Raw genomic sequence first — 15,012 nt, 5'->3', positions numbered from 1 at the left:
GTAATAGTAGAGATTATAGAGAATGAACAAGAATAAGAACAGAGAAATATTGTAATTTTACTTGTTTCTTGAATAAAAATGTATTTTAGTAACATTTTTTGCTGAATCTCATCATTTCTTAATGACTGAAAGTAAAAAGAATGATTACCCTGCAAGGATTCTTTTAACTCATGTAAGCTTTAAACTCTATTGTATGCCTTTTTGAATAAGATATTTATGTATAGTTTCATATTCCACAATACAAAAAAGCATATTTTATAAGAATATGTGAAGCGATAAATAGGGGTTTTAGGGGGAAGCATAAATAACTCTTTAAGATAAATAGAATAGTAATGTTAGAATAAATTGCAGAATAATATGCAAAATAATGATACATGCAATCCATTTGTAATGAATCATAAAACTCATTCCTTGTTTTTTCTAGGTTTTATTATACAATACGATGATAAGTATAAAGGTCTTAGTAAATGTGAATCTTGTGCTTTAAAGTGTGCGGATCTTTGTTACCCATCAATTATCTATTTATCTATATCATGTAGATATTGTCCATCAAAACAAGCTTGACAATAATCATAAGATTCTTTATCAACAGCAGTTTTTAAACCTTCAAAAGACAAAAAACCTAGATAATCAGCTTGAATAAACTGACACACTTCTTTTATACTTTTATTGGCACAAATCAGTTCTTTTTTGCTTGGCGTATCCACACCATAAAAACAGGGCGAGATGGTTGGTGGAGCAGAAATTAATAAAAGAATTTCTTTCGCCCCGGCATTACGCAATAATTGCACAATAGCTTTACTTGTTGTACCACGCACAAGGGAATCATCAATCACAATAATGCGTTTATTTGCAATTACTTCTCTAATTGGATTAAGCTTTAAACGCACTTTAAGTTCGCGTAACTCTTGTGTTGGCTCTATAAATGTGCGTCCAACATAGTGATTACGAATAAGCCCAAGCTCAAATGGAATCTTACTTTGCTGACTATATCCAATAGCTGCTGCAAGCCCACTATCTGGCACGGGTATGACAATGTCTGCATCAAGCAAATGCTCTTTAGCAAGTTGCTTACCAAGATTCTTGCGCACATTATAAACACTTTTGTTGAAAACGACACTATCAGGACGTGCAAAATAAATATATTCAAAAACGCAAGGTTTATGCCTGTCTTCAAAAATCTTAATAGAAATAAGTTTTGCTTCTCTTGTATTATTTTGCTCAAAAATTAGAAGCTCTCCTGCTTCAATATCACGAATATAACGAGCCCCAACGAGATCAAAGGCACATGTTTCACTTGCAACAATATATCCAATTGATCCATCTTTATTTGTAATTTCTCCAAGACTAAGCGGACGAAACCCAAATCTATCACGCATAACAAACATTTTAGAACGACTAAGCACAACGAGGCAAAATGCACCCTCTACTTCTCGCATAACCTCCATAATACGAGGTGTTAAAAGCTCTTTTTTACTCCGAGCAATAAGATGAATGATGACTTCTGTATCAAGCTTACTCTGAAAAATTGCACCCTCACGAATAAGACTCTCACGGATTTTACTCGCGTTTGTAAGATTACCATTATGTGCGAGTGCGATTTCACCTAAATCATAGCAAGCAAAAATTGGTTGAGAATCTTCACTAGAATCTGCACCAGCAGTTCCATAGCGATTATGTCCAATAGCATTTGTGCCTTGTAATTTTCTGAGGTTTGTTTGTGTAAATACTTTTGTTACAAGCCCTTGTGCCTTTATAGTAGTAATACGATTGTTATAACAAGCACTAATTCCACTTGCTTCCTGCCCTCTATGCTGCATGGCAAAAAGTGCATAATAAGATATTAGAGGTGCTTCATCACAATTAAAAACTCCAACAACAGCACATTCCTCTTGAAATGAATCTGTATTTAGAATCTGTTGTTGTGCAAAATCTTTATCTTGATTGTATGGTAAAGTGCGTTGAGATTCTCCCAAAGTAGATTCTATTGAGCAAGAAGATGTTGCATTCTTTTGTGAAAATTCTTTATGATTATGGCACACACAAGCATCATGTTTAAATTGAGTTGTCATTTTTTTGCCTTGCATTAATTTTAAATTGATATTCTAACATAAATGTTTTTAAGCTACAATAATGAATGAAAAAAGATTCTAAATGCCTAAGGTAAATTATGCTGAAAGCAATATTCTTATTCTCTATGTTTGCTTTTTTACATGCTTCAGCACAGGATTTAGAAGTAAAACAATATAATCGTTACAAAACATGGAAAAATCAAGAAACCGAGGAAATCCTTAAAACACATGAGAAAAAATTAGAAATATATTATAAGCAAGTAGATAAACAATCCAAAGAGCGAAATTTTGTTCGTTTTAATGGAAAAAAAATTATTTCTCATACACAATTTGCAACAATGAATCTAAAAGAATTGCATGGATTGCATACTTATGTTATTTTATCGGAGTTTTATATTCAATGGGTAAGCCCACATAATCAGCTTGATGGAGTAAGTGTTGGTGGAATTCTTAGTGATGACGCAGGAGAGAAGAAAGCACAGGTAAGATATTTTAAATTTGCACAACGATATTATAGTGCTTTACACAGATTGGGCATAGGAGCTAAAGCATATTCGTATTGTGCTGCACCATATCTTACAAGTTGCATCTTAATAGGAATTGGAGAAAAATGGTAAAAATCATAGAATCTACATAAATTTTTAATGATTTTTTAGTAAAATTAAAGTTCTAGTATAATTTATATTGTTTGTCAAAGAGGAAAATATGAAATTAAAACCACAACATGCACAGTTCCTTGCTAATCGTATTGTTCTTGACCTGAGTTCTTCCAATCTTGTAAGGATCACTTCACCCCTACCAAATCTTAACAAACTTGTTACAGAAATTATTAAAAAAGATATTCAAGAAGAAGCAAGCATAGAACATAAAACAAGAGAATTGCTGGAGCAATATCAAGATGAAATTGATGATAGTGATATGAATGAAAAACAACTTTTTGCAATGGTGAAAAAGCAAGTTGCAAAAGAAAGAGGATTCCCAATTTCACACAATGAAAGATATAGTGAGCTTTCTCATATTCTTTTAGATGAACTTTTTGAAGAGATGTATATTGAATTTAATGTTGCTGAAAATGTGGTAAAAAACTCTATTTTAGATACCATCGAACAATATTTGAAATTCCATGAGGAAGCTTATAGCAATACGACCGAAAAAATGAAAAACTATAAACGAAAACTTATTCCGGGCAGTGATGAATATGAATTGATTTTTATGCGTTTATATGAAGAGGAACTAAGCAAAAGAGGATAAATTATGGAACTACATGATATTTGGTTATATTTTGAACATGGTGTTCTTATAAAAGCAAAAGGTTTTGGTGCGAAGGGGACTTCTATTGGTGAAGCAGTTTTTAATACTTCATTAAGCGGTTATCAAGAAATCATAAGTGACCCTAGCTATGCAGGGCAATTTATAGTGTTTTGTATGCCAGAGATAGGTATTGTTGGTTGCAACGAAAAAGATATGGAATCTCGCCAAGCTTTTGCAAAAGGTGTCCTAATCCGCAATCTAAGTAACATAAAATCAAACTTTCGTGCCACAGAAAACCTTGATAGTTTCTTCAGGCGACATAATCTTATTGGAATTTGCAATGTCGATACACGTTCTATTGTGAAGATGTTACGCGATAATGGTGCTATGATGATGATTGCTTCAACACAGATGCAAACAAGAGAAGAGCTATGCTCTGTGCTACAAAAAGCAAAAAAGATTCATGAGATTAATTATGTCCAAGAAGTTAGCACAAAAGAGAATTATATACATGATTGTAGTATATTTAATTTCAAAAATTTTGATTATGAAAAAATTGATATAAATGACAAAGATAGAAAAAAAATTATTGCTATTGATTATGGAATCAAACGCAACATCCTTAATGAACTTACGCGTGCGGGATTAGTTGTGGAGGTTGTAAATGAAGATTTCAATCCTCATGACTTAATAAAGCGATATGAGGCAAAAGAAATCGGTGGTATATTTCTTAGTAATGGTCCTGGAGACCCTTTATTCTTGCAAAATCAGATTAAGAAAGTAAAGGTGCTTATCAAAACCAAAATCCCTATGTTTGGAATTTGTCTAGGACATCAGATTCTAAGCAATGCACATGGCTTTCCTACATATAAATTACAATTTGGACAACATGGCGGTAATCACCCCGTGAAAAATTATTCTGATAATACATTAGAAATTACTTCACAAAACCATAATTATAATGTCCCAGAATCAATTTGTGAGGTTGCAACCATCACACATAGAAATCTTTTTGATAATACGATTGAGGGTGTGCAATATAAAGATTCTCCAATATTTTCTGTTCAACATCACCCAGAAGCAAGTCCGGGACCAAAAGAAGCAAGCACCCTCTTTACAAAATTTGCAAAAATTGTAACATCTACACTTTAGAATCTTTATAACAACTCATTCCTAAATTTTCAACAAGTAACAAAAAACTTAGGGCAACAAAATATCTTTATGGCTATAAACCACTACAAATTCTTTTTTAATAAATAAAACAAATATTTACTATAAAGAATAAAGGTTTCTCTCAATAACATTCCACCTCATCAAATTGAAGAATTTAGAAGAATGGAGCTTTAATTCTTAAGATTATTTTTACTTATTGCATATAAAATGTTTGAGTGAATTATGGACACAATGATTAATTAAGCTTTTATAGGGTTAGAAATTATTTAAAAATATGTTCTGTTTCATATCCCATTTTTGCAAAATTTTGGAATCTTTCTTTCAAACTCTTTAAACTTTCCCTATTCTTCATGCTGATTTCAAGAACTTCTACGCCATGTCGCAATGTAGCTAAATCATCTCGCACTTTTTGCACATCAAAATTAAAGTATTCTTTCATATCTGCTTTTGTAATCAATACAATGTCCGCACATAAGAACATGGAGGGATATTTTAACACCTTATCATCGCCTTCTGGAACACTTAATAACACGATATTAAGATTTGCTCCCAAATCATAGCTAGCTGGACAAACAAGATTGCCAACATTTTCAATAAAAAGAAATTCACTTGCATGAAAGCGTTCATCTTGCTCTAAATCCGACAAAATAACTTCTATCATTTTTGCTTCTAAATGACAGGCTTCACCTGTTGTAATTTGCTTTGCCAAAATGCCCTTTGCTTCAAGTCTATCTGCATCTCTATTTGTTTCTAAGTCACCCTCAACAACACAGAATTTAAAATCTTTATAGTCTGTTAAAGATTCTAAGAGCGTAGTTTTTCCACTGCCTGGACTACTCATAAAATTAATGACAAATTTTTTATGTTTGCGATAAAAATCTCTTAACTCATTTGCCTTTTTATCATTGGCACTTAAGATTCGTTGCTGTATTGTAATTTTCTTCTCCATATTTTTCCTTTTTGTAAAAATTATAGATTTGTAAGTATATGAAACTTTATTAATAAAAAGATAAATAATACACTCTAATTTCTCTAGAATCTTTATGCTTTCAGACATGAAAGAAGTAGGTATTTTGTGATATAATTCTATCTTTAATTCTAAAGTAAAATAGATAATGATCACAAAAGGCATTCATTGACAAAAGTATTTTTTAAAACCTTTGGTTGCAGAAGCAATCTCTATGATACACAAGTGATGATGAGTAAAATACAAGATTATTGCATTATTCAAGATGAAAGTGAGGCAGATATTATTGTAATTAATTCTTGCACAGTTACAAATAAAGCTGACAGGGAAGTGCGAAGCTATGCGCGAAAATATACAAATAAGGGAAAAAAAGTTATTTTTACAGGTTGTGGTGTGAAACATTTAGGAAAAGATTTATTCCAAAAAGGACTTGTGCATAGTGTATTTGCACATAGTCATAAAGAAGATATCAAGGCAATACTGCAAATCCCACAAAAAGTCTTTTTACCAAGAGAAAAAACAAGTAAATATGTAGATTCTACAATTTTCCCACAAATTGTTGGAAAAGTTCGTGCTTTTATTAAAATACAAGAAGGCTGTAATTTTTCATGCAGTTATTGCATTATTCCAAGTGTCCGTGGTATGGCAAGGAGTTTTAGTGAAGAACATATTTTAACACAAATCAAAATTCTAGCAAGTAAAAATGTATCAGAAGTAATTCTTACTGGAACAAATATTGGAAGCTATGGGATTGACACAAAGACTCATATTGCAGATTTATTGCAAAAAATACATGATATTCATGGAATCTCTCGTATTCGATTGGGTAGCCTTGAACCAAGCCAAATTGATGAGAAATTCCTTCAAGTTTTAAAGTTAGAAAAAATTGAAAGACATTTACATATTGCTTTGCAACACACAAGTCCAGAAATGTTAAAAATTATGAATCGTAAAAATACTTTTCCTTCAGATTTAGAACTTTTTACAAGGCTTGCAAACGAGGGTTTTAGTCTTGGAACAGATTATATTATAGGGCATTATGGTGAGAGTGAGGAAATATTTTATGAGGCATTTGAAAACCTAAAAAGATTACCGCTTACACATATTCATCCATTTATTTATAGTCCAAGAACAGGTACAGCCTCTGCACGAAATACACAAAAGCTTATATCGATTCGTGGCGATATTGCCAAAAAAAGACTAAAGCAAATAGAATTTATTGTTAAGGAAAAAAATTTACAATTTAGAAAACAGCATAGCAATATACCATTAAAAGTTTTAATTGAAGGGCAAAAAAATCTTATAGATTCCCAAAATAATGAGACAAAAAGTTATTTTGTTGGGCTTGATCAGTATTTTAACAAGGTTTTTGTGCCTTGCAAGCTTGTGCCTTTATCTTTGCAAGATTCTGCAAATACAGAGTCTTACTCACACAAGAATTTTTCTCATAAAAATAATTTCCAAGGTGATAAAAGTTTGTATCAAAAAGATTTGTCGCATATTAATAAAAATGAATTAAGAGGAAAGTGGGTTGAAGTAAGTAATTATACTATTGAAACAAATAATTTTGCTAAAGACTATAAGATTCTCTAATTTTTATGTGTTGGATTGTTGCATGATATTTGGTATAGATTTTGGATTAAAACGAATTGGTTTAGCAAAAATTTTAAATGGGATTATTCTTCCATTACCTGCTATTATTCGTAAGAATAGAAATCAAGCAAGTAAAGAACTACGAAAGATTCTCTTGCAACACACTGGACAAAATGACATGAAGAATATTCAGCTTGTAATTGGAATACCTTATCATGAATCTCTGCAAGATTCCTTTATGAATGATACACAAAATACATATCACAAAGAAATGAAATGTCGCATTACACATTTTCTTGCACTAATAGAGTTTGATGGTAAGGTAATATTTATTGATGAATCATTTAGTTCCAAAGAAGCCGAAGAGAAATTGCAAGATAGAGGATATAAAAAAAGGCAAAAATCGCGTAAGAATGGAATACTTGATAGCCTTAGTGCATGTATTATTTTAGAAAGATATATTACTATGAATAAAAATTTACAAGAAAATAGAGATATAGAAATGTATGGAAAGTATAGAGAAAATATACAAATTAAAAACTTAGAATCTTTTCCAACTCGGGCAGATGTTCCTTCCAAAGATTCTCATTTATGCAATAATAACTTTCAGAATCTCAAAGATTTTTCCATGAAAAGTAAATTAGATTCTATTCATATAAAAAAATCTCAAATTATAATACAGAATCAAAACAATCAGCATCAAAATGATTCTGTATTGAAAAAAGATTCTCCCCATATTCCTGTTTTGTTGCAAGAAGTGCTTGAAACTTTTGATAGAATTTTAAATAAAAAAAATAAAGATTTTCTACTTTCTTTAGAATCAAACAAACAAAAATTCCGATTAAGAAAGCAACAATATAATATATATTCCAAAAAACAACAAAACACCAGAATAAATAAAACGATACAAGACAAATGCGACATAGATTTTCAAAACAATCCCCACGCAACATCTCAAGATTCTCTAGCACAAGATGAAATATTGCAATGCGAAAAACCATTACTTATAGATTGCACATTGGGCTTTGGGGGTATGAGTGGGACACTCTTAGAGACATACAAAGATTTACATATTATTGGGATTGACAGAGATGATGAGGCAATTTCATATAATACAAATTTGCAAGAACAATTTGGTGATAGATTAGAAATCTACCATGGAAGTTTCGCACAAGTTTTACCACAACTTTTAGAACATATTACATATGAAAACAATCTTCTTTTTTCTCATGCAACACAGAAATATAAAAAAGATTCCAAAACCCCGCAGCTACGTGCTATTCTGGCGGATATTGGCGTAAGTTCCTACCAGCTTGATACTTTATCGCGTGGATTTAGCTTTCACTCCAACATTCTTGATATGCGTATGGATACAACACAGATGTTGAATGCTGATTTTATCCTCAATCATTATAGCCGTTTCGAGCTTGAGAGAATCTTCCGTGAATATGGTGAGATTCGTGAATATAAAAAACTTGCACATTTAATTGTCCAAGCAAGAGAATATGGGGAAATTACACATGAAATTTTGCATAATCTCTCTCTAAAAATTCGTTCAAAAAGTAAGCTTCATCCACTTACACTTATCTTTCAAGCTCTGCGTATTGAAGTCAATGATGAATTAGGACAGCTCCAAAAGCTTTTACACTCATGTGAAAATCTTAAAGGTGTTTTGCTTTGCATAATCTCTTTTCATTCGTTAGAAGATAGAATCATCAAAGAAACTTTTAAAAGATGGGCAAGAACATGTATTTGTCCAGCAAGCAATCTAAGATGTGAATGTGGGAATAACAACGCATTAGGCAAAATTCTTTATAAAAAGCCTTTAAGTGCAAATTTACAAGAACTAAAGAAAAATCCACGTGCAAGAAGTGCAAAACTTCGGGCATTTTACTTTTTTGAGTAAATTCATAAAGGAATTTAAAAAATTTAGCAATATGGATTATGTTTTTATTTCTTTCTTACGAGAATGAAAATAGCATGATAGGTAAGTTTGTTGGAGAATCTTTTCTCATAATCTTGTAGCCATGATTTTTTTATATAATTTGGATTTGCTACTACATTTTTCATTTTACACTCATAAGAACATTGCAATGCAGAATCTTGTGCTGTTGCAGTAATGCCAGAATCTTTGTTTTTTTCACCCAAAGAATTTACACCGCTTTTTTGCAAATGCCTAAAAACTTCAAGTGCATTTTCAAATTGTAATTCATACTTTTTTTCTTGAAGTGTGATAATTATGCCATACCTTTTTAGTTCTTGCTCTATTTGTTGCAAGAAAAGATATTGCAATCCAAAGCCTGTAATAGAACGAATCTCCTTAAAATTTTCTATACCAAAAGTGCCAAGCAACAATATACCATTATATTCTAACATATCGATAAGTATAGGAATGGTAGTGGAAAAATCAAGCCATTGCAAACAAGCATTAGAAGCAATCAAATTAAACTTTTGTAAAGATATTTTATGCGATGAAAGCTCGTTCATATCAAAAATACAAGTTTTGAGTATTGCATTTTTAGCAATACTTTTTTGACATATATTAAGAGAATATTCATAAATATCGTTACAAATATATTCATCAAAATGGAGTTTTTCAAGGAGAAGCTGTGTAAATTCTCCCTGCCTACAACCAAACTCAAAAATACGAGGAATATACCATTTTTTCAGGGTATTTATATTTTTTGTTGTTATAATATCTGGAGTTTTCTTGCAAAATTCTAAAGTCTTACTTCCTTCTACATACATTTCTGTATTCATAAAAACTTTATGTAATCGTGCGTCGTGAGGCATACTTTGGAGATATGATTCTAAAATATTTACAAGCTCTGTTCGCATAAGGGATTGTATAGGTGTATTATGGAGATAAGTATCTTTTGCCCTCAAAAATCTTTTGACTACATTTGACATATTTCTTCCCATGTTTTGAATGCAAAAAAAGGAAAATGGGGACAATCAAGCAGAATAATTTCACAATCTTTTGCTTGTTTTTGTTGTGTTTGAGATGAACACTCATGAATCTCTTGCATACATTGATATGTCATTTTATTGTAGGTATTCATTGATTGGAAAAAGTTAAGACACGCATTAGGAGGAAAAATCTTATCTTGTTTTGAAATCAATGCCTTATTCCACAAAAAAGTATGTGCTGGATTTTTAATATTTTGAGAATCTTTCTCTTGGTTGCGTATTGGTAAGGAATTAGAAGAAGCAATGTTTATCTCGTTTTCTTTCTTACTTATCTGCCAAGTTGGGGAATCTTGATTGAAAATAAACAAAAAGAGATTTGATAATTCATCTTTTAACGCAGAATTTGTCTCGAAAATAAACTCGTGAGTTTTATCAAGAGATTCCATAAAAAGTGAGATTTTAAAATCTGTCAAGCTAAAAGATTGCATAGTGCGTTTAAAAATAGTTGGGTGAATACCAAAAATTTGGTGAATACCAAAATTTGTGCCATTGATTGCAATTCTTTGTTGAATTTTTAAGGAATCTGGAATTTTTAATGAAATATTTTGCATTTGTATATTTGTTTTCATATCTTGATATTCATTAGCATTTTTTATATGGGTTGTTGCACGGTTGTGATTTTGTTGTGTAAATTGTTTGTTAGTGTTTGCTAATATAGCCTTCCTTTGTGCAAAAAAAGATTCTAATATTATAGAAGCAATACAAACTCCCATAGAAAAAGCAATAAGAGTAATATTTTCATATTCACTGAAATCCAAATCCAGTAAAAAATCCCTATAATCATAACATATGAGAACATTTTGTTTGGAATCTAAATGTAAAAAGTGTGAATAATGAGCACCAAATCCGGCAAAAAAGAGGATTAAATCTTTTGAATCTGTATTTTTTCGCAAAAAATATGTTTTCATACTAACTCTTATGCTTTTTGTAAATTAAAGTCATGTTGGAGAATCCAAATATTTAATCAAATCCTATCTTGACATGTGTACTATTATCATAACAAAATCCAAAATCTTATATTTATAAGATCTTGTCCATACATTTGGTATGGAAAGATAAGAGAGATATAGAATTTTTCAATAATTTTACAAATTTATCTATTTAAAAATTTTAGAATTTATCATTTTTTATAATTATTCATCTAAAATTGCTGTGCCTATCCCTCTATTTGTAAAAAACTCGAGCAATAAACAATGCTGTATCCGTCCATCAATGATATGCACTCGTGAGACACCGTTACGAACAGCTTGGATACAACTCCTAATCTTTGGTATCATACCACCATTAATTTTTCCTTCTTGAATAAGTCGCTCTGCATGTGCAATACTTAATTCTGTTATAAGAGAATCTTTATCATGGTAATCTTCATACACCCCCTCAATATCACTTAAGAAAACAAGTTTTTCAACCTTTAAGGCTTCTGCTAACGCACATGCAGCATCATCGGCATTAACATTGTAACTTTTATGCTCACCTCCAATACCAATAGGACAAATTACAGGTACAAAATCACTGGTAAGCACAGAATGAATAAGTGTTGAATCCACATTGATAACTTCACCAACATAGCCTAACTTGTCCTTATTCTTTGCCCTTACCTGCAAGATTCTCCCATCCTTTCCACTTAATCCACATGAATGCACACCAAACTCGCTTAGTAATCCAACAAGTTCTTTACTTACTTTATTTAATACCATCTCCACAATTTCCATTGTAGCGGCATTTGTAACTCTTAAACCATCTTGAAACTCTCGTTCAATTCCCGCAATATGCAACCATTTATCAATCTCTTTTCCACCACCATGCACAATAATTGGTTTAAATCCAATTGATTGTAAAAGTGCAACATCTCGTATAAGACTCTTTTTAAGATTCTCATCAAGCATTGCACTCCCACCATATTTAATAACAATAATTTTCCCACGAAAATACTGAATATAGGGTAAAGATTCTATAAGAATTTTTGCCTTATCTTGCCATGATTTCATATTCATATCATTCCTTTTTTAAATTACATAATAAATAAAATAAAATGTCTTTATACGCTATAAATATTTCTTGGAACATGTTTCATTTATAATTCTATGTATAGAATATTAGCAGATTTTAGGATAATTGTATAGAATCTAAAGCAATTTAATAAGTAATACTCTCTTGTTGGGAATACTTTGATAAAGAAGTTTTTCACTTGCTATCTTGACAACCAATAAGCCATGATTGACTATCTACAATATTAAGAGAATGAGAAGTTCTACCTTTGCAACATTGCTATCTAATTTAACTCCGATTTTTTCGGTAGGCACAATGCTGTGATGAGAACCACTGCCATTAAAATAGCTACATAGATGAAAAAGCCATTTTCAATTTCTGCATTTTTGAATTGTAATGCCACCCACGAAGCAGAGCCACCAAATATTGCATTTGAGATAGCGTAGCCTAGCCCTGTGCCGAGTGCACGCACATGCTCTGGGAAGAGCTTTGCCTTGAAGATTCCAGCTACCGAAGTATAGAAGCTTAGCATTACGAAAAGTGCCACGATGAGGGCGAAAACAAACGTGGCATTGTGGATATTTGCATTAAGGAGCATAAAAATAGGATAGATTCCAAAGAGTGCGAGAATTGCGAATATGATAAGTGAAGTCTTATGTCCTATTTTATCTCCAAGTAGCCCAAAGAGAGGTTGAAATATCATTAACACAAAAAGTGCAATGAGAAAGACATTGTTTGCTAATGTCTTATCCATGCCTGCATTCACAATAAAAATCTTTGTATAAGTTGTGATAGTATAAAATGCGAGTGATCCTCCAGCCGTAATACCTAACACGAGCAAGAATGGTTTGTAAGATTTCAGCAAGGCTTTGAGTGTCCCTCTATCTTCGTGCTTATGGAGTTCAGTAGCACTCTCGTCCATAATATTACGCACAAAAAGTGAGCCAAGTGCTAAAATTCCCCCGATGATGAAAAGAATCCGCCACGCATACGCACTCATTTCCTCTTCAGTAAAGATGAGAAGCATAATGCTGATACTCGCCACTGCTAGAAGCTGACCGCCAATAAGCGTAACATACTGAAATGACGAATAAAATCCCCTTTTACCCTCTGTGGCAAGCTCGGAGAGATAAGTCGCGGCGATTCCATATTCACCACCCACGCTAAGCCCTTGAATGAGACGAGCGATAAGAAGCAAAATGATAGCCAAATCCCCCACACTATCCTTACTCGGTAGTGTTGCGATGATAAAAGAACCAAGTGCCATCAAGATAACAGAAAAAACCATTGATTTTTTACGTCCGACTTTGTCCGCTAGAGAGCCAAAAATCCACGAGCCAATGGGACGCATAAAGAATCCTGCGGCAAAGATTCCAAAGGCGTTGATTTGTTGAATTGTGGGATTATCAGAGGTAGTAAATGTATGGGCAAAATATATTGCAGTAAATGCGTAAATATAAAAATCGAACCATTCTACAAGATTCCCGCTACTTGCTGCGATGATGGAACGAATTTTTTGTGTACGTGTGAGATTTGAAATATTGTGTTTTTTCATTAAATTTTCCTATTATTAAAGAATGTGAAAAATAATTCCTTGTCTAGTATATAATAATTTAGTAATTTAAAATATTTCTTTACTTAAAATATCTATGATTTTAATAATAAATGTTACTAATATTAAGAATACAATTAAGTGAATTTATGAAACAAACTCTAACATAAATTCCAACGACTCGCTTCAATATATATAAAGTAAGTAACCCCATCTTCCCCACAATTTAATCACAAACCACTCCTATAGAATTTTATAATCTTGTTCTTTTCAAGTAAAAAACACCATTAAAAGAAATTCTTGTATTTTCATACACATTATACTATTATTTGGTCTTTGTAAAACTTGCTCCGCACTACAAGTTCAAATCATTGCTAATTTTCAAAATAATAGATAAATATTCACAAAGATTCTACGTATCATAGAATCTAAAAGGCTATATAATATATACCATAAGATAAAAGTGAAATGAACATCAAGAGTCCGAAAATGACAAAACCAATAATTTCATTTTTCATATTTATCTTGATAAGTCTTGAAAATAAATAAAATATATATGAACCCATAACAATACATAAAAGAATTAAAATATATATCATTAAATGATTATCCGTAATGAAATATAAAAGTATATTTACGAAAATAGCAATATGCAAAACAGAAATGATAAAAATCTCACGACTATTTAAAAGCTTAAGAGAAACCATAACCCAACCATAACAAACTGCTACTGCTCTACAAAATAATATTATCGTATCCATGTCTTGCTCTATTTCATTAGGATTTATTGTTGATAATTCAATTCTAGAACCTAATATTAGAGCTTATTGTTCCGGTATAAATGGGGCTATATTGACCTGGTGCATTAAGAAAAGTTGCATGAGTGAAAAAGGCACTAAAAATAAGATATGGCCACACATTTCCCCTGATATCTTCTAACTCCTGATTATCCAACACAGCAACCTTACTTGTATCCACTCCATTAAAGAGAAAATCTGCATCAGATTGTTGAAACTGATGATGTGAAGTTTGCACTTGTGCTACTTGAGTGTTTGCTGATAATGAACTGATACCAGGTGTTAAAGCTAACACAAAAATACTAAAAAGTCTTTTCATAGAACTTTTCTCCTTTGTTAAAAATAAATGGGTTATAGCTTTAGAGATAAATCATTATTGAAGTAAATTACAAAAGTAATACTATTCCAATCTTTAAGCTCTAAAGTCATGAAAGTATTATAACAGAATAAAAATTGAATTTATGTAAAATAAATATATTGACTATAATATTAAAAGATACTATATGAATAAAAAATTATTATATTTATAATTTAATAAAAATGTAAAATTTTTTTTAACATTTCTTCTTCCTTTTTTTTTCATTATTTCTTAGAAATATCGTAGTATAGGGAGTTTGTAAAGAGAATATGAAAAACAATAAAAAGAGA

Annotated in this window: 11 protein-coding genes and 1 pseudogene; 5 read left to right on the top strand and 7 right to left on the bottom strand. The window is 31.4% G+C overall.

Features of this window, described 5'->3' with window-relative positions; genetic code table 11:
- Nucleotides 1–518 precede the first annotated feature (518 nt).
- Nucleotides 519–2,072 carry an amidophosphoribosyltransferase gene (purF, locus tag CQA53_RS09395; RefSeq protein ID WP_115543743.1) on the bottom strand — a complete coding sequence of 518 codons (1,554 nt, stop codon included), beginning with the start codon at nucleotides 2,070–2,072 and terminating at the stop codon, nucleotides 519–521.
- A 98-nt stretch (nucleotides 2,073–2,170) separates the two neighbouring features.
- On the opposite strand from purF, the gene CQA53_RS09390 reads away from it, so the two are divergent.
- The 3 genes from CQA53_RS09390 (at nucleotide 2,171) to carA (ending at nucleotide 4,475) form a co-directional block, all read left to right on the top strand.
- Nucleotides 2,171–2,689, top strand: coding sequence for a hypothetical protein (locus CQA53_RS09390; RefSeq protein WP_245945846.1), 519 nt, complete (start codon nucleotides 2,171–2,173; stop codon nucleotides 2,687–2,689).
- 88 nt (nucleotides 2,690–2,777) lie between these two features.
- Nucleotides 2,778–3,323, top strand: a complete 546-nt coding sequence (locus CQA53_RS09385) for a DUF507 family protein (RefSeq protein WP_115543742.1) — start codon at nucleotides 2,778–2,780, stop codon at nucleotides 3,321–3,323.
- Nucleotides 3,324–3,326: 3 nt separating this feature from the next.
- Nucleotides 3,327–4,475, top strand: coding sequence for a glutamine-hydrolyzing carbamoyl-phosphate synthase small subunit (gene carA, locus CQA53_RS09380; protein WP_115543741.1), 1,149 nt, complete (start codon nucleotides 3,327–3,329; stop codon nucleotides 4,473–4,475).
- Nucleotides 4,476–4,758: 283 nt separating this feature from the next.
- Here carA and hypB read toward each other — a convergent pair whose 3' ends face one another.
- Nucleotides 4,759–5,445 carry a hydrogenase nickel incorporation protein HypB gene (hypB, locus tag CQA53_RS09375; protein ID WP_115543740.1) on the bottom strand — a complete coding sequence of 229 codons (687 nt, stop codon included), beginning with the start codon at nucleotides 5,443–5,445 and terminating at the stop codon, nucleotides 4,759–4,761.
- 186 nt (nucleotides 5,446–5,631) lie between these two features.
- Between hypB and CQA53_RS09370 the strand changes: the two are divergent.
- A pseudogene (locus CQA53_RS09370) lies at nucleotides 5,632–6,906 on the top strand (MiaB/RimO family radical SAM methylthiotransferase); the annotation flags it as partial.
- Nucleotides 6,907–7,078: 172 nt separating this feature from the next.
- Complete coding sequence (rsmH, locus tag CQA53_RS09365) at nucleotides 7,079–8,962, top strand: 16S rRNA (cytosine(1402)-N(4))-methyltransferase RsmH (RefSeq protein ID WP_115543738.1); 1,884 nt, start codon at nucleotides 7,079–7,081, stop codon at nucleotides 8,960–8,962.
- A gap of 44 nt (nucleotides 8,963–9,006) precedes the next feature.
- On the opposite strand, the gene CQA53_RS09360 is transcribed toward rsmH, so the two are convergent.
- The 5 genes from CQA53_RS09360 to CQA53_RS09335 all read right to left on the bottom strand — a co-directional run bounded on the left by CQA53_RS09360 (nucleotide 9,007) and on the right by CQA53_RS09335 (nucleotide 14,683).
- Nucleotides 9,007–9,966, bottom strand: coding sequence for a methyltransferase domain-containing protein (locus CQA53_RS09360; protein WP_245945844.1), 960 nt, complete (start codon nucleotides 9,964–9,966; stop codon nucleotides 9,007–9,009).
- Nucleotides 9,954–10,934 (bottom strand): pimeloyl-ACP methyl esterase BioG family protein, encoded by a 981-nt coding sequence (locus tag CQA53_RS09355; RefSeq protein ID WP_115543737.1) that lies wholly within the window; start codon nucleotides 10,932–10,934, stop codon nucleotides 9,954–9,956. Before CQA53_RS09355 ends, CQA53_RS09360 begins: the two co-directional genes overlap by 13 nt.
- Nucleotides 10,935–11,159: 225 nt before the next feature.
- Nucleotides 11,160–12,014: an acetylglutamate kinase gene (gene argB, locus CQA53_RS09350; protein ID WP_342767979.1), complete on the bottom strand. Its 855-nt coding sequence runs from the start codon at nucleotides 12,012–12,014 to the stop codon at nucleotides 11,160–11,162.
- Nucleotides 12,015–12,298: 284 nt separating this feature from the next.
- A complete protein-coding gene (locus CQA53_RS09345) occupies nucleotides 12,299–13,555 on the bottom strand; it encodes an MFS transporter (protein WP_115543744.1) in 1,257 nt (418 codons plus the stop codon).
- Nucleotides 13,556–14,371: 816 nt separating this feature from the next.
- The gene (locus CQA53_RS09335) at nucleotides 14,372–14,683 is read right to left on the bottom strand and encodes a hypothetical protein (RefSeq protein WP_115543734.1); all 312 of its coding nucleotides are present in this window, start codon (nucleotides 14,681–14,683) and stop codon (nucleotides 14,372–14,374) included.
- Nucleotides 14,684–15,012 lie beyond the last annotated feature (329 nt).

It is taken from the genome of Helicobacter didelphidarum (genome assembly GCF_003364195.1).
GTDB lineage: Bacteria > Campylobacterota > Campylobacteria > Campylobacterales > Helicobacteraceae > Helicobacter_A > Helicobacter_A didelphidarum.
This window is presented reverse-complemented; position numbering and strand designations above follow the sequence as displayed.